Below are 18,321 nucleotides of genomic sequence, written 5' to 3' on the forward strand. Positions count from 1 at the left end.
TGCGGGGTCAGGGGGCGGCGAATATGCCGGACATGATCATTTCCTCGCGCTGTTCCTGAACGTCCGGGCGCAGCCGCCCTCCCCGCGTCAGCATGACCGTGCCGTGCAGCAGCGCCCACCCGACCTCGGCGAGGGTGTCGGGGTCACGGCCGGCAGCCAGTGGCGTCAGGGCCGCGCGCAGCTCGGCGGAGGCCGCCCGGGGCGCCCCGGGCCCCGGGTCGCGGCCCAGCGTGAGGTCCGCGGTGTGCGTGAGCATCGCGTCGTAGACCTCGGGACTGGCGTACGCGAAGTCCAGGTAGGCCATCACCACGGCCGGCCACTGCCCGCGTTCGCCTCCGGTGGCGGTGTCCCGGGCGGCGGCGAGCGCGGCGGCCAGGTCGGCGAAGCCGAGCACCGCCACGGCGGACATCAGCGCGGCCGGGTCGGGGAAGCGACGGTAGAGGGCCTCGATGTCGATCCCGGTCCGCTCGGCCAGCCGGCGGTGGGTCACCGCCGCCCACCCCTCGGCCTCGGCCAGCTGTCGGGCGGCCAGAACGAGGCGCTCCCGCTCGGCCGGCGCGGCGTCTGCTTCCTCTGCTGGCGACACGCCGCCGATGCTAGCGACCGTCACCGCCCGTGAGGCATCCGCGACGGATTGACGACTCTGCGGACCGGCGCATCGCCATCGCCATCGCCGTCGCCGTCGCCGTCGCCGTCGCCGTCGCCAGAGATCTTGGTACCGGAGCGCCCCCATAGGGGCCGATTCCTGCCAAGATCTGCCCCGTTCGCCTCGCCGTGCCGCGACCGTTCGGGGAGCGGGCCGGCCGCACCGAGCCAGGACGGGCCACGCGCGGCGGAACGGGGCGCGGCAGAACAGGCCGAGGGCAGCGAGGGCGGGCCGACCCCCGACTCGCCGGCACGGCGACCCGCCTGCGTCACGGCAGCCTGACCCGCCTGCGGCACGATAACCACGGCCCGCCCGGCACGGCGGCTTGGCCCCGCCCTGACCCGCCTGCGGCACGGCGGGCACCACCCGCCCGGGCTCAGGGCGGGCACCGCCCGCGGGCTCAGGGCGGGCACGGCCCGCGCGGGGTCAGCGGCGCAGGGTGAGGATCAGGTCGGCGACCAGGGCCGTCCAGCCGGTCTGGTGCCAGGCGCCCAGCCCGGCGCCGTTGTCGCCGTGGAAGTACTCGGGGAAGCAGATCAGGTCCCGCCAGTCCGGGTGGGTCTGGAAGAGCTGGGCGGCGCCGTAGATCGGCCGCCGGCCCCAGTCGTCGCGGGTGAACAGGGAGATCAGCCGCGCGGAGAGGTCGTCGGCGATCTCGTCGAGGGTCCGCTTCACCCCCGACCGCGTCGGGTACTCCACCTGGAGGTCGTCGCCGAAGAAAGCGGCGTAGTCGCGCAGCGCGCTGATCAGCAGGAAGTTGGTCGGCATCCAGATCGGGCCGCGCCAGTTCGAGTTGCCTCCGAACAGGCCGCTGGTCGACTCTGCCGGCTCGTAGCCGACGCTGAACTCCTGGCCGCCGAGGGTCACCGAGAACGGCTTGTCGAGGTGGGCCCGGGACAGCGTGCGCAGGCCGTACTCGGAGAGGAACTCGTCGGTGTCGAGCATCCGGGCGAGCAGCCGGACGATCTGCTCCGGGCCGACCATGGACAGCAGCCGGTGCTGGCGGCCGTCGGGCCCGAGCCGGCGGGCGCCGATGACGTCGGCGTACTCGGGGCGGTTGGCGAGGAACCAGCGCAACCGGGCGTGCAGCTCGGGCAGCCGGTGCAGGGTGTGGGCGGTGAGCCGGGTCGTCGCGGCCAGCGGCAGCAGGCCAACGACCGAGCGGACCTTCAGCGGCACCTTCGAGCCGTCGGCGAGGCGCAGCACGTCGTAGAAGAACGCGTCCTCGGCGTCCCACAGGCCCTGCTCGTACGCGGCCGCGGCGATGTAGGCGAAGTGCTCGAAGAACTTGGTGGCGGTGTCGACCCAGGTGCGGTCGTGCTCGGCCAGCACGACGGCGATGTCGAGCAGGTTCAGCGCGTACATGCCCATCCAGCCGGTGCCGTCGGACTGCTCCAGCACCCCGGCCACCGGCAGCGCCGCCGACCGGTCGAACGGGCCGACGTTGTCCAGCCCGAGGAAGCCGCCCTCGAAGACGTTGTTGCCGCCGGTGTCCTTGCGGTTGACCCACCAGGTGAAGTTGAGCAGCAGCTTGTGCATCACCCGGGCCAGGAAGTCGTGGTCCCGGCTGCCGTCGATCTCGAAGACCTTCAGCGCCGCCCACGCGTGCACCGGCGGGTTCACGTCGCCGAACGCCCACTCGTACGCCGGGATCTGGCCGTTGGGGTGCAGGTACCACTCGCGGAGCAGGAGCAGCAGCTGCTCCTTGGCGAAGCCGGGGTCGACCCGGGCGATGCTGACGCAGTGGAAGGCCAGGTCCCAGGCCGCGTACCAGGGATACTCCCACGGGTCGGGCATGGAGATCACGTCGAAGCTCGTCATGTGCCACCAGGCGCTGTTGCGCCCGTGCCGGCGGCCCGGGGGCGGGGGCGCGGAGCCGGGATCGCCCTCCAGCCAACGCTTGACGTCGAAGTGGTAGAACTGCTTGCCCCACATGAGCCCGGCGATCGCCTGCCGGGCGATGAGGGTCTCGTCCGGTGTCGCGGCGGTCGGGATGACGCCGGCGAAGAACCGGTTCGCCTCCGCCCGCCGGGCCCACACCACCGCGTCGAAGCCGTCACCCAGGTCCGCCGGCGGGGGCGGGGCGCCGCCGGGCGGTGGGGCGGTACGGGTCAGCCGCAGGCGGATCCGCCGCTGCGCCCCGGCCGGCACGTCCAGCACGTAGTGCAGCGCCCCCTTGGTGCCCTCCCGGGCCGGGTTGACCGTCGGGGCGCCGTCGACCACGTGGTCGTTGATGCCGTCCTTCGGGTAGGCGGAGCGGCCGGGCAGCCCCCAGAGCCGCTCGGCGTTGGTGTCGTTGTCGCAGAGCAGCGGCGTGGGCTCCCCGTCGCCCTCCAGCAGCAGCTGACCGAGCACCCGGTGCTCGCCGACGAGCCGCGATCCCTCGCCGACCAGCCGGGGCACCCGGTCGCCGCCGGGCAGCCCCCACGCCCAGGTGTTGCGGAACCAGAGGGTGGGCAGCACGTGCAGGGTGGCCGCCCGGTCGCCCCGGTTGGCGACGGTGACGACGACGCACAGGTCCGTCGGGGTGGCCTTGGCGTAGTCGACGGTCACCGCCCAGTACCGGTCGTCGTCGAAGATGCCGGTGTCGACCAGCTCGTACTCGGTGTCGTCCCGGCCGCGCAGCGCGTTCACCGCGACCAGCTCGTCGTACGGGAAGGCGGCCTGGGGGTAGTGGTAGCGCCAGCGCATCCACGAGTGGGTGGGGGTGGAGTCCTCGTACCACCAGTATTCCTTGGCGTCCTCGCCGTGGTTGCCGCCGTCGCCGCCGAGGCCGAACATCCGCTCCTTGAGGATCGGGTCCCTGCCGTTCCACAGGGCGAGGGCGAAGCAGAACGTCTGCCGGTCGTCGCAGACGCCCGCCATGCCGTCCTCGCTCCAACGGTAGGCTCTGGACCGCGCGTGGTCGTGCGGGAAGTAGTCCCAGGCCGTACCGTGCTCGCTGTAGTCCTCCCGTACCGTCCCCCACGCCCGTTCGGACAGATAGGGACCCCATGCGCGCCAGTCCTGCTCCCCGGCGTCGGCCTGAGCCAGCCGGAGCCGTTCGGGGTCGGGCGCGGAGTCGTCGGGGGGCGGCACGTCGGTGATCACTCGCACATCTTCGACGCCGCCGGGGGACTTCACCACAGGAGCCATTCTCGTCGTGGCGTGTTGCACCCCGCCGCCGGTGGAGGAAAGTTGATCGACATTCGCTTCGGCCCGCAGGTGTGCGGCGACCTGACCGGCGGCGCCGCCCGGGAGTGGCTGGTCACCGACGGTCTCGGCGGCTACGCCACCGGCACGGTGAGCGGGCTGCGCACCCGCCGGTACCACGGGCTGCTCGTGGTGGCCGGCGAGACGCCGGCGTCCCGCCGCGTGGGACTGGTCGGCCTGGACCCGGCCGTGCTGTTCCCCTCCGGCGCCCGGGTGCGCCTGGGCGCGCACGAGTGGGCCTCCGGCGACGTCGACCCGCGCGGCTTCGAGCTGCTGGAGCGCTTCGACCTGACCGACGGCCTGCCCCGATGGCGCTGGCGCGTCGGCGACGTGGTGATCGAGCGGGAGCTGGCGATGACGCACGGCCGCTCCTGCGTGGCCGTCGTGCACCGGCTCGTCTCCGGCGGGCCGGTGCGGCTCGAACTCGCGGCGGCCTGCACCTGGCGGGACGCGCACGGCGAGCGCCGCGCCGACGGTCCGGCCCCGCGGGTGGAGCCGGTGCCGGGCGGGGCGGTGGTCGAGGGCGCGTTCCGGCTCGCCGGGCCGGACTGGACCCCGCAGGGACAGTGGTGGCTCGGCGCGCATCACCGGGAGGAGGCGGCGCGGGGCCTGAACCCCGACGAGGACCTCTGGTACGCGGGCCGGTTCTCGGGCGAGCTGGAGCGCCCGGGCGACACGGTGTCGGTGCTCGCCTGGGCCGGCGAGCTGGCCGAGGAGCCGCCACCGGCGACCGAGGTGGTCGCGGCGGCCCGGGCCCGTAACCGGCGGGTGGTGGCCGCGGCGAAGCCGGCCGACCCGGTCGAGGCGACGCTCGCGCTGGCCGCCGACGCGTTCGTGGTCCGCACCTCCACCGGGCCGGACGTGGTGGCCGGCTACCCGTGGTTCGGCGCCTGGTCGCGGGACACGATGATCTCCTACGAGGGGCTGTTCCTCTGCACCAACCGGGCCGACGAGGGCCGGGAGCTGCTGCGGGCGTACGCGGCGACGCTGTCGGAGGGCATGCTCGCCAACACCGCCGACACCGGGCGGGTGGAGTACAACACCGTCGACGCGACCCTGTGGTTCCTGCACGCCGTCAGCCGGCACGTCACCGTCACCGGCGACACCGACCTCGGCGACGAGCTGCTGCCCGCGCTGCACGGGGTGGTCGACGCGCACCTCGCCGGCACCCGCTTCGGCATCGCCGTCGACCCGGCCGACGGGCTGCTCACCCAGGGCGGCACCCCGGGCACGGCGCTGACCTGGATGGACGCCCGGGTGTACGGGGTGCCGGTCACCCCGCGTACGGGCAAGCCGGTGGAGGTCAACGCGCTCTGGGTCAACGGGCTGGCCGGCCTGGCCGAGCTGACCGAGCTGGCGGGGCGGGACGCGGGCGAGCTGTGGCGGCTGCACGAGCGGGCCAGCGCTTCGTTCCGGCACCGGTTCCCGGCCCCGACGGGCTGGCTGAACGACGTGGTGGACGCGCCCGCGCCGGCGTATCCGCTGGGTGGGGCCGCGCACCACGACGACGACCTGCTGCGCCCCAACCAGCTGCTGGCCTGGTCGCTGCCGTACGCGCCGCTGGAGCCCGACGAGCCCACCGTGCGCCGGGTCGCCGGCGGGCTGCTCACCCCGCTGGGCCCGCGCAGCCTCTCCCCCGACGCGCCCGAGTTCGTCGGGCGGCACCGGGGCGGTCCGGCCGAGCGGGACGGCGCCTACCACCAGGGCACCGTCTGGCCGTGGCTGCTCGGCCCGTACGCCGACGCCGCCCGACGGGCCAAGATGCCGGTCGATGACCTTTTCGTCGGCATCGAGGCCCATCTGACCGAGTACGGCCTGGGATCGGTGAGTGAGACGGCCGACGGACTCGCGCCGCACGCCGCCACCGGGTGCCCGTTCCAGGCGTGGTCGGTCGCCGAACTGCTGCGCGCCCGCAGGAACGGCCGGTAGCGCTTTACACGACCGCAACGGCGGCGTCTCCGGCGGTTAGCCAGCCGCCAGCAGGATGGGTCCCGATCCAGTCCCGACCGTCACGGGCACCGCTCCGGTGCCAGCGGCGCGCACTCGGGGACAACTCAAGGGGGCCGCATTGTCACCTGACGCCGACGTGATCGACATCCATCCCGCCCGGCGACAGCGGGTGCTGATGCTCTCCTGGGAGTACCCGCCGGTCCTCGTCGGCGGCCTCGGCCGGCACGTGCACGCCCTCTCCGTCGCCCTCGCCGCCGCCGGCCACGAAGTCACCGTCGTCACCCGCCACACCGACGGCGCACCCCTCGAGGAGTACGCCGACGGCGTCCGCATCGTCCGCGCCGCCGAAGACCCCGTCACCTTCCCCCTGGCCACCTCCTCCCTGCTCGCCTGGACCATGGCCTTCAACCACACCCTCACCCGCGCCGCACTACGCGCCACCGAAGCCGGCACCTACGACGTCATCCACGCCCACGACTGGCTCGTCGCCCACACCGCCATGACCCTGCGCGAACACCTCGACATCCCCCTCGTCAGCACCATCCACGCCACCGAAGCCGGCCGACACCAGGGCTGGCTGCCCGAGGAGATGAACCGCACCATCCACGGCGTCGAACACTGGCTGAGCAACGCCTCCGCCCGGGTGATCGTCTGCTCCGGCTACATGCGCGAGCAGGTCGCCACGCTCTTCGACGTGCCGGCCGGGCAGATCGACGTGGTGCCCAACGGGGTCGACGACCGGGCCTGGCGCGCCCGGCCGGGGGCGGTCACCGCCGCCCGGGCCCGGTTCGCCGGCGACGGCCCGCTCGTCGGGTACGCCGGCCGGCTGGTCTACGAGAAGGGCGTGCAGCACCTGGTGCACGCCGTGCCGTACCTGCGCGACCGGCACCCCGGGCTGCGGGTGGTGATCGCGGGCGACGGCCCCTACCGCGGCGAGTTGGAGGAGGAGACCCACCGCCTCGGGCTCGGGCAGACCGTACGCTTCGCGGGATTCCTGGACTCGACCCGGCTCCCGGCGCTGCTCGGCGCCACCGACGCGACCGTGGTGCCCAGTCTCTACGAGCCGTTCGGGATGGTGGCCCTCGAGGCCGCGGCGGCCGGCGCGCCGCTGGCCGTGGCCCGCACCGGCGGCCTCGCCGAGATCGTCGAGCCGGGCGTGACCGGGGTGACCTTCCCGCACAGCGATCCGGGCGCCCTCGGCGAGGCCGTCGACCAGCTCCTCGGCGACGAGGTCTTCGCCCGGCGGGTGGCCCGGCGGGCGCGCGCCATGGTCGGCCGTCACTACGGCTGGACGACCATCGCCGCCCGGACCGCCGGCACGTACGCGACGGCCTACCGGGAGCACGGCCCGACGCAGGCCCGGCGCGCCGCCGCCCGGCTCGGCGGGGCCCGTCAGAAGATCACCATCCCGGAGGGGAACCTGCTCGCGGTCGGCGGCGCCGTCCGCTGAGCCGCCGTCGCCGCCGCCCCACCGTCCGGTGGCCGACAGACCGGCCCCGATTGCCGCCCGGCAAGGGCATACTTCCTGCCGGTGCGGCAGATCCACCCACCCCTCCCCGCCACCGTCCCCGGTGGACCGTCCGGGCGATGCCCCTGCGGAGCGCCGGCGAACTACAGTGGCGTAGTTTTGGCGCTCAAGATCCCTGGGGAGGGTGAGCCGACATGATGGGACCGTCGCACGCGCTGTCCGGCGCGGCGGTGTGGCTGACCGGATCCTGGGCGCTGCAACAGTTCGCCGACTACCACCAGTCGCCGCTGGAGCTCGCCGTCGGCACCGCCGTCTGCGCCGGTGGGGCGCTCTTCCCCGACCTCGACCTGTCCGGCAAGGTGACCCGCAACCAGGGCGGGGCGACCGTCGCCCGCACCTTCGGCGTGTTCTCGCTCTTCATCGCCGAGGTGATGGAGAAGGTCTCGCTCGGGGTCTACTACGCGACGAAGCTCAGCAAGGATCCGCGCCGCAACAACGGCCACCGCACGTTGACCCACACCATCCCGTTCACCCTGCTGGTCGGCTGGGGCACCACCACGCTCTGCGCCGCGTACGGCAAGTGGGCCGTCATCGGCATCCTCTTCTTCATGTTCGGGCTGGCGCTGCGCGGCCTGTTCGACAAGTGGGCGGAGCGCGCCGGCTGGGTCATCGTCACCCTCGCGTCGGCCGCCGCCGCCTGGTACACCTTCGCCAACCTGCCCGGCGGCCGGGGCTATCCGCTGATCGGCACCGCCGTCGGGGTCGGCTGCTTCGTGCACATCCTCGGCGACATGATCACCCGGGCCGGGGTGCCCATCCTCTGGCCGATTCCGATCAAGCGTCGGATGTGGACGCCGATCGGGCTGCCGAACAAGATCGCCCTGCGGGCCGGCAGCAAGACCGAGGTGGTGGTCGTCCGGGCCGTACTGACCGCGATCTCGGTGCTCGCGGCGGCCGGGCTGGTCGCCCCGTCGGTGCTGCAACGCTTCAACATCGACGTCTGACGGCCTGCCCGCACCCGGTCAGTCCCACGCCTCGGCGGCCCAGCGGGCCAGCAGCTCAAGCACGGGCCGGCGGCCCGCCATCATCTCCGCCTCGTCGCGGGCGTCGTAGGTGCCGCTGATGGCGGAGCGGCCCAGCCGGCCGAGCATCATCGGCGCCAGCCAGAAGTACTTGGCCGCCCCGGTGAGCCGGACGGCACGGGCCACCTCCCCCGGCGCGACGGCGCCACGCAGCCCCTCGGCGTACCGGTCGGGCACGGTCGCGGCAACCTCGTCGAGCAGCGCGACGTCGACCAGCCCGTCGAGGAAGGTGTCCAGCACCAGGTTGGCCGCGTCCTCGCCGACCGGCCCCGGGCCGACGCCGGACCAGTCCAGCAGCACCGGGCCGTCGGCGGCGAACACCAGGTTCATCGGCCAGCAGTCGTGGTGGCAGAGCGTACGCGGCAGCCGGTCGGTGGCGGCCAGCACGTCGTGCCGCCGCTCCCACAGCACCCGCAGCGCGTCGCGCAGGGAACGCGGCCAGGCGGCGACGGCGACCGGGTGCTCCCACGGCACCGGCGCGGCCACCGGGCGGCTCAGCGTGTAGTCGCGTAGCCAGTCGCGCGCCAGCCAGTCCGGCGGGCGACCGCCGGCCGCCAGTTCCCGCGCCTCGGGGTCGCCGAGCCAGCGGGCGTGTCCGGCGCCGAGCCGGACGGCCACCTCCCCGAGGTCGGCGGGCGTGCAGGCGACGCCCGGCCGGCCGGCGACCTCGGGCAGCCACAGCGCGACCGAGCCGTCCGGCCGGTCGTCGACCGCCAGCGCCGTCGGCGCGGCCAGCCCGGCGTCGGCGTACGCGGCGGTGGCCAGCCCGCTGCGGTACGCCTCGACCTCGCGGCGCCAGTAGTTCCAGTGCCCCGGCTCCTCGCTGCCGGCCCAGTGCGCCGGGCCGGGGCGACCGGGCGGGGTGAGGAGTTTCAGCACGGCCGACCGCCCGTCCCGGCGGGTGCGCCAGATGCCGTCGGTCACCCCGTTGAGCATGTTGTGGGTGAGCTGCCCGGCCGGCACGTCGGCGGGGACGAGGTCGGTCGGCGGGCGGGACGTGGTCACGGGGCCTCAGAGCCGCCGGGGTGGTCCACCGAGGACGCGGACGGAGCGACCGTGGCCGGCGAGCCGGGGCGGCACCAGCGGGCCAGCCACCCGGTCGCCGCCCGCGCCCCCTGCACCACGGCCGCGTGGACCACCACCGGGCAGAGCACGACCGTCGTCGTAAGAAACCAGGCCAACGCCGCGTCGGCGACGACCGCCCCGGTGACGGCCGCGATGCCGGCGACGTACAGGCCGACGAGGAACACGGCCACCCCGCAGGCCGCCAGCGTGCGAGCGAACGCGCCACGGCGGGCGAGGGCGACGTCGCCGATGACGACCGCCGGCACCACCACGAGCAGCACCAGGACGGCACCCGGCAGGGCGGCGTCCAGCACCATGAAGGGCCTGGCCAGTGGCCTGCCCGGGCCGGCGTCGGCGACCAGGGCCAACGCGAGCCGCGCCAAGAGGCCGAACGACCCCTCGGCGACGTACACCAGCCAGGCGGCGACCGCCCCGGCTATGTGCCGGGTCAACATTCCGATCATCGGCCGGCCTCCCCCGTCGTCAGCGGCCCGCCGCGGTGTGCCACGGCGGCGGTGCCGCGCCCGCCGACGCTAGCGGAACAGCGGCCCGGCATGGGGGCGGTGGCCGGAGCGGACAGCCGCCGACGGGGTGCAGGCCGAGCGGAGGGCCGATCTGGGCGATCCGCCGTCAGCGACCTGCCCCGGGCGCACACGACCAGTCGGCCGAATCGCCGGCAACGGGAGTGGGGACGACGATACGTTCGGGTTGTCGAGCCCGCGGCCGGCCATCCGCACCGGCGCCCGCCGAAAGGAGCATCCGATGGCCCTCTGGGAGGATCTCGCGAGCTGGCGCGGCCCCACCGCCAACCGGGTCCCGAACGGCATGGTGGAGGTTCGCGGCCTGGTGGTACACATCGCCGACGGCACCTATGAGGGCACCATCAGCCACCAGCAGGACCCGGACACCGAAACCTCCTCGCACTTCATCGTCAGTCGTGAGGGTGACATCGCGCAGATGGTCGACACGGCGGACAAGGCCTGGACCCAGCGAGCCGGCAACGGGCACTGGCTCTCGGTGGAGTGCTCCGGGTTCAGCGTCGGCAGCCCGCACCACGCCAGCCATCCCGGCTGGGAGAGGCTGACCGACGAGCAGATCGCCGCCCTCGGCCGGATCTTCGCCAGGGTGCACGAGGAGTGCGGCGTCCCGCTCGCCCTGACGGCCGACCCGTCGGGCACAGGCCTCGGCCATCACAGCATGGGAGGCAAGGCCTGGGGGCACGACAAGTGCCCCGGCCCGCCGATCATCGCGCAGAAGCCGGACATCCTGGCCGCCGCCCGGCAGGTCGCCCGTCCGTCCGGGCCCACGCCCTCACCGGGACTCGTCGTACGGCGCGCCGCACCCTGAGACCCCCCGGGCCGCGCGACTGTCGGTCACCTAGGCGCCGATGCGCTGGGGTGGAACGGTCAGCCCGTAGAGCGCCATCAGTTCCGGGGTGTCGACCCGGCTGCCGTCGGCCACCGAGTCGCAGGAGATGTCGACGATCTGGTCCTTGTGCGCGAGCAGGTAGGGCCGGGCGCCCACGTCCGCGCTGGCCAGGGTGGCGATGCCGGACCAGTGCCGGCGTCCGAACAGCATCGGGTAGCCGCGCAGCCCGTCGTAGGTGGCGCAGACCAGCACGTCGGGGTACGGCAGCGCGACGACCCGACGCACGGCGGTGGCGGTCAGGCCGGGCATGTCGACCGGCACCACCACGACTGCCTCGATGCCCTCGTCGTCGAGCGCGGCGAGGCCGGCCCGGATGGACGAGCCGACGCCGGTCCCCCACGCCCGGTTGATCACCACCGTGGCCTGGCTCAGGTCCGCCGTCTCGCGGACCTGGTCGGCCGCGGCGCCGAGCACGACCACGATCCGCTCGCAGCCCGCCTTGGTCATCGTGTCGATCATCCGGTTCACCAGGGGCTTCTCCCCCTGGTGCAGCAGCGCCTCGGGACCGCCGATGCGGCGCCCCCCGCCCGCGGCGATGATCATTCCTGCGATCCGGTTCAGCTGGGCCCCCTCCACCGTGGAGCGGGCCGTGGCACGAGGGCACGGCCCGCTCCGTCGTACGGACATCGGGAGCAACGAGGAGAAGGCAGACCGGGTAGCGGGGCGAAAAGGGAAAATAGTGCAACCGTTACCGGCCCGGAACCGCACCGCGTCGCCCGTCTCCGGCGTGGCTGGCGCGAAGGTGGGCAGCCCCGTCGAGGCTGTGCGTACGGTCAGGACGGCGCCCCGGCGGCGGCGACCGCGACCGGCATCGGGTCGCGGGGCGGACGCGACAGCAGGCGCGCCAGGTCGCCGTGGGTCCGCGCGAGGAACCCGGCCGCCGTGGCGGAGTAGATCGACATGAGCATGGCCGGCTGGAACGGCAGCAGGCCCGGGCCCGTCAGGGCGGCACGCCGCTCGCCCAGCGACACCGGGCGGTAGGCCACGCCCAACCCGGTGGCGACGCCGGCCGCGGTGAGCGCGACGGGCCCGGTCAGCTCGTACGTGCGGCCGCGATGGACGGCCGGGTCGGCGGCCACCCGCACGGCGGCGTCGGCCAGATCCTGTCGGGCCACCGCGGCCAGCGCTCCCGTGCCGAACGGGGCCGTGACCGCGCCGTCGACCGGGGCGGCCAGCTGACCGAACAGCTCGGCGTAGAGGCCGTTGCGCAGGATCGTCCAGTCGAGCCGGCTCTCCCGCAGTCGACGCTCCGTCCACCGGTGCGCGAGCGCGAAGGCAAGGTGGTCGCCGGCGCCGACCAGGCTCGTGTAGACCACGTGCGCCACCCCGTGCCGCTCGGCGGCGGCGATCGCCCGGTCGTGGCGGGCGGTGACGACGTCGTCCTCGCCGTAGCCGGCGGAGACCAGCACCAGCACGCGTACGCCCGTCAGGTCCGGCCCCGCCGGGTCGTCGAAGTCCACGCTCCGCCCGGCGTCGCCGAAGCGACCGGGCGTACGGGTGCCGGCGAGCGGGGCGAGCCCTCGCTCGACCAGCCCGGCGTGGATGAGGGAGCCCAGGTGCCCGGAGGCGCCGGTGACCAGCAGCATGTGGCGAGCCTTTCGGTGGTACCGAATCGGAACTAGCCTCATCGTCGGGAACCACGGACGCGGCCACAAGGAGGCACTTCGATGTCGGCAGGGCACACGGCGGTAACCGACGCGCTGGCGCCCTGCGGCCTGCCCGAGCACCCGGACTGCGGGATCCGCGACGTGCTCGACCGCATCGGCGACAAGTGGTCGGTGCTCGCGATCGTCGAGCTCTCCTCGGGCGTCCGCCGGTTCCGGGAGCTGCAACGGGCCATCCACGGCATCTCGCAGCGGATGCTGACCCTGACCCTGCGCCGCCTGGAGCGCGACGGCCTGGTGCTGCGCACCGCGTACCCGACCGTCCCGGTGACCGTCACCTACGAGCTGACCGAGCGCGGCAGGAGCCTGACCCACCTGGTGCGGCAGCTGGCCGACTGGTCGCTGGCGCACAAGGACGCCATCGCCGAGTCACGGCACGCGTGGGACGCCGCCAACCCCGGCTCCGCCGTCTCCTGACCGGGGCGGGAACCGTCAGGCCGCGTCGGCGTAGCAGTCGACGACGGAGAGGTCCAGCGGGAAGCGGACCGGGGTGTCGCCGAAGAGCAGCGCGGCGGCCTGCTCCCCGCACCGGGTGACCGCGTCGGCGACCGCGTCGGCCCGCTCCGCCGGGCAGTGCACGATCACCTCGTCGTGTTGGAAGAAGACCAGTTCGCCGCCGGTGGCGGCGAGCCGGCCGCGCAGCGTCGCCAGCAGGGTCGAGGCCCACTCGGCGGCGGTGGCCTGGATGACGAAGTTGCGGGTGAACCGTCCCCGGGACCGGGCCGCCCGCGCCCGCGGCGACTGCGGATCGTCGCCGCCGTCGGGCAGGTCGGCGTCGGGGTCGCCGAACCCGGCCGTGCCGGGCGGGCAGGTGCGCCCCAGCCAGGAGCGCACCAGCCCGCCGGCCTCCCCCGTGCGGGCCGCCGCCTCCACGTAGCCGAAGGCCGTCGGGTAGCTGCGCCGCAGCACCGCCAGCGCCGGCACCGCCGCCCCGCCGGTCTGCCCGTACATCGCGCCGAGCAGCGCCACCTTGGCCCGGGGCCGGTCGCCGCCGAAGGCGTCCTGGGCGAGGGCGGCGTAGAGGTCGCCGGCACCACCGGCGGCGGCGAGCCGGGCGTCGCCGGAGACCGCGGCGAGCACCCTCGGCTCCAGCTGGCCGGCGTCGGCCACCACGAACCGCCAGCCCGGATCGGCCACCACCGCCCGCCGGATCACCTTGGGGATCTGCAACGCGCCGCCGCCCCGGGTGGCCCAGCGGCCGGAGACGACCCCGCCCGGGACGTACTCCGGCTGGAACCGGCCGTCGCGCACCCAGGCGTCGCGCCAGGCCCAGCCGTGCGCCGTCCAGATCCGGTAGAGCTCCTTGTATTCCAGGACCAGCGGCACCGCCGGGTGGTCCACCCCGCGCAGCACCCAGGCCCGGGTGTTGGGCAGCTCCACCCCGGCCCGGGCGAAGGCCCGCAACAGCTCCGCCGGGGAGTCGGCGTGCAGCTGGCGTACGCCGAACGCGTCGGCGATCCGCGCGGCCAGCTCGGCCAGCCGGCGGGGCGGGCCGCCCACCGGCGACGGCTCACCGAGCAGCTCCGCGAGGAGTCGGTCGTGCACGTCGGCCCGCCAGGGCAGCCCTGCGGCCCCCATCTCCACGGCGATCAGCGCGCCGGCCGACTCGGCGGCGACCAGTAGCCGGAACCGGCCGGGATGCTCGGTGGCGGCGATCCGGGCGAGCTGGTCGGCGTACACCCGGGTCAGTGCCTCGACGCCGGGGCCCGGCGGGCCGGGCAGGGCGTCGAAGAGCGCGGCCTGCCCGTGGCCGGGTGGCGCGGCCGGCCGGGGCGGCGGGTCGGCCGGCACCGGCGTGTCGGTCAGCCGGGCCCAGGCCGCCGCGAACGAACGGGGCTCGCCCCAGCGGCCGGCGTGGCCGAGCAGCAGGGTCTCGGTCAGCTCGACGTCGTGGCAGCGCTCGACCCGCACCCCGGCGCGCAGCAGCGCCGGGTAGACGGTCGCGCCGGAGGCCCACACCCAGCGCGGCCGGTCCGCCGCCTCGCGCGCCGCGACGGCCGCGGCCAGGTCGGTGACCGGCTGCACCGGGCCGACGGGCTGCCCCGCGGCGTCGAGGGTTTGCAGCACTCCCCCGCCCCGCTCGTCCGAGACCACCGCCACCAGCACGGATGTGATTCTGCCTCGCCCCTGCGACACTCCACCCACCAACCACCCCGGCGTGCCCCCGCGCCGGGACGGGTCGGCCGCAGGCGCCAGCGACGAAACGACGGCGCGGTACGGCGGAAACGGGGCGGTGCGGCGGTGCCCGGCTCGCTAGCGTTGACCGGTGCCACCACGGATCCCCCATCCCGAGCCCGGCACCCCGGACATCCGGGGGCCGATGCGGTACCTGTGGTGGCTGGTCCGCTGCCAGCCGTGGCGGGTGCTGCGCGGCAGCCTGTTCGGCGCGGCCTGGATGACCGGCCTGGCGGTCCGGCCCTACCTGATCTCCCGCGCCGTGGACGACGGACTGCGGGCCGGCGACAACCGGGCCCTGGCCCTGTGGGTGGCGGCGATCGTCGTCGCTGGCGTCGCGCTGTCCTGGCTGGGCATCATGCGGCACCGCACGATGACCTTCATCCGGGAGGACGCGAAGGCGCGCTCCGCCGCCGTGGTGCTCCGCCGGCTGTCCCGGGTCGGCGCCGTGCTGCCACGCCGGGCCGCGGCGGGCGAGGTGGCCACGGTCGGCGGCACCGACATCGACCGGGCGGCGCAGGTGATGACGGTGACCGGGCCCGGCATCGGCGCGGTGGTCGCATACCTGGTCGTCGCCGTCGTGCTCTGGTCGATCTCGCCCCTGCTCGCGCTCTGCGTGCTGGTGGGCGTGCCGTCGGTCGTCCTGGTCGTCGCTCCCCTGCTGCGCCGGCTGGAGCGGGCGGAGTCGGTCTACCGGCAGCAGCAGGGTGAGCTGACCGCCCGGTCGGGCGACATCGTGGCCGGGCTGCGGGTGCTCGCCGGGGTGGGTGGCCGGGGCCTGTTCGCCCGCCGGTACGCGGCCCGCTCCCGCGACCTGCTCGTCGAGGGATACCGCGTGGGTTCCGTGAACAGCTGGATCGACGCGGCGACGGTGGCCGTCCCCGGGCTGTTCCTCGCGGCGGTGGTGTGGCTGTCGGCCCGGATGGCGGTCACCGGCGACATCAGCGTCGGGGAGCTGGTCGCCGTCTACGGCTACGTCGCGACTCTCGTCGTGCCGGTCTGGTTCCTGCTGGAGGGCGGCCACCAACTGATCCGGGGCCGGGTCGCGGCCCGCCGGATCGTCGCCCTGCTCGCCGTCGAGCCGGACAACGTGGGCGGGCCGCGCGACACGCCGGCCCGTGCCCGCGCGGCGACGGTTCCCGGCAGCCGCCAGCCGGCCCGCCCCGCCACCCCGGTCGCGGCCCCCGGCGATCCAGCCGGCCCTGTCCCGGCTCCCGGCGGTCCCGCCGACCTGCACGACCGGTCGAGCGGGTTGACCGTCCGGGCCGGTCGCCTCACCGCGGTGGCCGCCGCCGACCCGGCGGACGCCCTCGCGCTGGCCGACCGGCTCGGTCGGTACGCCGTCAGCGACGCCACCTGGGGCGGCGTGCCGCTGACCGCCGTCGAACTCGACCAGGTGCGGGCCCGCATCCTGGTCGCCGACCACGACGCCTACCTGTTCGCCGGGACGCTGCGGGAGGTGCTGCGCGGGGCTCGCCCCGACGGTGACCGGGAGCGGATCACCTCCGCCCTGCACGCCGCGTCGGCCGAGGACGTCGTCGACGCCCTGCCGGACGGGCTCGACACCCCGCTGGACACCCGGGCCCGGTCCCTCTCCGGCGGCCAGCGGCAACGGGTCCGGTTGGCCCGGGCGTTGCTCGCCGAACCGGAGGTGCTGATCCTCGCCGAGCCGACCTCGGCGGTCGACGCGCACACCGAGGCGCGCATCGCCGAGCGGCTGCGCCGCGCGCGGGCCGGACGGACCACCGTCGTGCTCACCACCTCGCCGCTGCTGCTGGGACGGGCCGACGAGGTCGCGCACCTGGTCGCGGGGCGGGTCGCCGCCACCGGCTCACACGCCGACCTGCTCGACCGGGACCCGGGCTACCGGCGGCTCGTGGCCCGTGGCGACGCCGACGCCGAGCAGGCGCTGCGGTGAGCGGGCTGCCGGTCGCCGACCGGGCCACAGTGCGCCGGGCGACCCGGGGCCTGATCGCCCGGGACCGGCGCGCGGTCGGAGTCGTGCTGGCGCTGCACGCCGCCGCCACGGTCGCCGGGCTCGCTCCGCCGTGGCTGCTCGGCAGCATCGTCGACCGGGTGTCCGCGGGGGCCGGCGTCGCCACCGTCGACCGGTTCGCCCTGGCGATCGCTGGGGCCGTGCTGGTGCAGACGTTGCTGTCGCGCTACGCGCAGTACGCCGGCCACCGCTTCGGCGAGCGGGCCGTGGCCCGGCTGCGCGAGGAGTTCGTCGAGCGGACGCTGAACCTGCCCGTCGGCGTCGTCGAGCGGGCCGGCGCCGGGGACCTCGCCACCCGCAGCTCGGTCGACGTGGCCACCGTCGGCCTCACGGTCCGGGACGTGGTGCCCGTCATCGTCATCGCCTCGGTGCAGCTGGTGCTGCTGTTCGGGGCGGTCTTCCTGCTGCACCCGCTGCTCGGGCTCGTCGCGCTGGCCGGGCTGCCGACGATCGCCCTGGTCACCCGGTGGTACCTGCGGCGCGCCGGCCCGGCGTACCTGGCCGAGGGGGCGGTCGCCGCCGAGCTGACCGAGACGCTGACGAGCACTGCGGAGGGCGCCCGTACGGTCGAGGCGCTGCGCCTCGCCGACGAACGGATCGGGCACGGCACCGCGCGCATAGCCCGGGTCTGGGCCGCCCGGCGGAAGACCCTGGCGCTGCGCACGGTGTTCTTCAGCGTGGTGGAGGCCAGTCACCCGCTGCCCGTGGCCGCGCTGCTGCTGGTCGGTGGCCTCCTGCTCGCGCGGGGTGCGGTCTCCCTCGGCGCGGTGGTCGCCGCCGCGCTCTACCTTCAGCAGGCGATCGACCCGCTGGACCGGATCCTCATGTGGACCGAGCAGGCACAGCGCGGCCTCGCCTCGTTCGCCCGGGTGCTCGGCGTCGGTCAGGTGCCGCCGGAGCGGCCCGGTCGGGCCGCCGCGCCGGTGGACGAGCGGCTGGTCGTCCGGGGAGCCCGGTTCGCGTACGGCGGCGGACCCGACGTGTTGCACGGCATCGACCTCGAGGTGCGGCCCGGCGAACGGTTGGCGCTCGTCGGGCCGTCGGGGGCCGGGAAGTCCACCCTGGCGCGGCTGCTCGCCGGGATCGACGCGCCCCGGGAGGGGGTCGTCAGCGTCGGCGGCTGCCCGGTCACCGACCTGGACCCGGCCGAACGCCGGCGGCGCATCGCCCTGGTCACCCAGGAACACCACGTGTTCATCGGCTCGCTACGCGACAACCTCGCGTTCGCCGCCCCGGACGCCTCCGATGACCGGATGCGCGCGGCGCTGGCCACGGTCGGCGCCGACTGGCACGCCCGCCTGCCCGACGGCCTCGGCACCCTGCTGGGCGACGGGGCGCACCAGCTCGGCGCCGCCGAGGCCCAGCAGCTCGCGCTGGCCCGGCTGGTGCTCGCCGACCCGCACACGCTGATCCTCGACGAGGCGACCGCCGCTCTCGACCCGACGACCGCCCGGCGCACCGAGCGGGCCCTGGCCGCCCTGCTCACCGGGCGGACCGTCATCGCGATCGCGCACCGCCTCAACACCGCTCACGACGCCGACCGGGTGGCGGTGCTGGAGGGCGGCCGGATCACCGAGCTCGGCAGTCACGACGAGCTCGTCCGGGCCGACGGCCCGTACGCCGCCCTGTGGCGCTCCTGGCACCCCTGACCCGCC

The 18,321-nt window shown here is 75.2% G+C and carries 14 protein-coding genes; 7 read left to right on the top strand and 7 right to left on the bottom strand.

Features of this window, described 5'->3' with window-relative positions:
* Positions 1 to 7: 7 nt before the first annotated feature.
* Positions 8 to 586 (bottom strand): TetR/AcrR family transcriptional regulator, encoded by a 579-nt coding sequence (locus tag F6X68_RS05325; protein ID WP_225852002.1) that lies wholly within the window; start codon positions 584 to 586, stop codon positions 8 to 10.
* Between the two features lie 486 nt (positions 587 to 1,072).
* Positions 1,073 to 3,781 (bottom strand): glucosidase, encoded by a 2,709-nt coding sequence (locus F6X68_RS05335; protein WP_151453211.1) that lies wholly within the window; start codon positions 3,779 to 3,781, stop codon positions 1,073 to 1,075.
* Between the two features lie 42 nt (positions 3,782 to 3,823).
* On the opposite strand from F6X68_RS05335, the gene F6X68_RS05340 reads away from it, so the two are divergent.
* From F6X68_RS05340 to F6X68_RS05350, 3 genes are all read left to right on the top strand, one after another.
* Entirely contained in the window at positions 3,824 to 5,767 is a 1,944-nt protein-coding gene (locus F6X68_RS05340; RefSeq protein WP_151453212.1) for an amylo-alpha-1,6-glucosidase, read from the top strand.
* A gap of 139 nt (positions 5,768 to 5,906) precedes the next feature.
* A complete protein-coding gene (locus F6X68_RS05345) occupies positions 5,907 to 7,238 on the top strand; it encodes a glycosyltransferase family 4 protein (RefSeq protein ID WP_225852003.1) in 1,332 nt (443 codons plus the stop codon).
* 212 nt (positions 7,239 to 7,450) lie between these two features.
* Complete coding sequence (locus F6X68_RS05350) at positions 7,451 to 8,260, top strand: metal-dependent hydrolase (RefSeq protein ID WP_151453214.1); 810 nt, start codon at positions 7,451 to 7,453, stop codon at positions 8,258 to 8,260.
* A gap of 18 nt (positions 8,261 to 8,278) precedes the next feature.
* Here F6X68_RS05350 and F6X68_RS05355 read toward each other — a convergent pair whose 3' ends face one another.
* A complete protein-coding gene (locus F6X68_RS05355) occupies positions 8,279 to 9,343 on the bottom strand; it encodes a phosphotransferase (protein WP_225852004.1) in 1,065 nt (354 codons plus the stop codon).
* Positions 9,340 to 9,867, bottom strand: coding sequence for a hypothetical protein (locus tag F6X68_RS05360; RefSeq protein ID WP_151453215.1), 528 nt, complete (start codon positions 9,865 to 9,867; stop codon positions 9,340 to 9,342). Before F6X68_RS05360 ends, F6X68_RS05355 begins: the two co-directional genes overlap by 4 nt.
* Before the next feature lie 298 nt (positions 9,868 to 10,165).
* On the opposite strand from F6X68_RS05360, the gene F6X68_RS05365 reads away from it, so the two are divergent.
* Complete coding sequence (locus tag F6X68_RS05365) at positions 10,166 to 10,750, top strand: N-acetylmuramoyl-L-alanine amidase (RefSeq protein WP_151453216.1); 585 nt, start codon at positions 10,166 to 10,168, stop codon at positions 10,748 to 10,750.
* 30 nt (positions 10,751 to 10,780) lie between these two features.
* Here F6X68_RS05365 and F6X68_RS05370 read toward each other — a convergent pair whose 3' ends face one another.
* Together F6X68_RS05370 and F6X68_RS05375 are read right to left on the bottom strand one after the other, a co-directional pair.
* A complete protein-coding gene (locus F6X68_RS05370) occupies positions 10,781 to 11,374 on the bottom strand; it encodes an NTP transferase domain-containing protein (protein WP_151453217.1) in 594 nt (197 codons plus the stop codon).
* A 230-nt stretch (positions 11,375 to 11,604) separates the two neighbouring features.
* Positions 11,605 to 12,417, bottom strand: coding sequence for an NAD(P)H-binding protein (locus F6X68_RS05375; protein WP_151453218.1), 813 nt, complete (start codon positions 12,415 to 12,417; stop codon positions 11,605 to 11,607).
* 81 nt (positions 12,418 to 12,498) lie between these two features.
* Here F6X68_RS05375 and F6X68_RS05380 point away from each other — a divergent pair, with 81 nt between their 5' ends.
* Complete coding sequence (locus F6X68_RS05380; protein ID WP_151453219.1) at positions 12,499 to 12,912, top strand: helix-turn-helix domain-containing protein; 414 nt, start codon at positions 12,499 to 12,501, stop codon at positions 12,910 to 12,912.
* A gap of 15 nt (positions 12,913 to 12,927) precedes the next feature.
* Here F6X68_RS05380 and F6X68_RS05385 read toward each other — a convergent pair whose 3' ends face one another.
* Complete coding sequence (locus tag F6X68_RS05385; RefSeq protein WP_151453220.1) at positions 12,928 to 14,631, bottom strand: bifunctional 3'-5' exonuclease/DNA polymerase; 1,704 nt, start codon at positions 14,629 to 14,631, stop codon at positions 12,928 to 12,930.
* A gap of 184 nt (positions 14,632 to 14,815) precedes the next feature.
* On the opposite strand from F6X68_RS05385, the gene F6X68_RS05390 reads away from it, so the two are divergent.
* Positions 14,816 to 16,588 carry an ABC transporter ATP-binding protein gene (locus tag F6X68_RS05390; RefSeq protein WP_225852006.1) on the top strand — a complete coding sequence of 591 codons (1,773 nt, stop codon included), beginning with the start codon at positions 14,816 to 14,818 and terminating at the stop codon, positions 16,586 to 16,588.
* Positions 16,585 to 18,315: an ABC transporter ATP-binding protein gene (locus F6X68_RS05395; protein WP_151453222.1), complete on the top strand. Its 1,731-nt coding sequence runs from the start codon at positions 16,585 to 16,587 to the stop codon at positions 18,313 to 18,315. The genes F6X68_RS05390 and F6X68_RS05395 overlap by 4 nt, the downstream gene beginning before the upstream one ends.
* Positions 18,316 to 18,321: the final 6 nt, after the last annotated feature.

Source organism: Micromonospora sp. AMSO12t (assembly GCF_008806585.1).
In the GTDB taxonomy this organism is placed as follows: Bacteria; Actinomycetota; Actinomycetes; order Mycobacteriales; family Micromonosporaceae; genus Micromonospora; species Micromonospora reichwaldensis.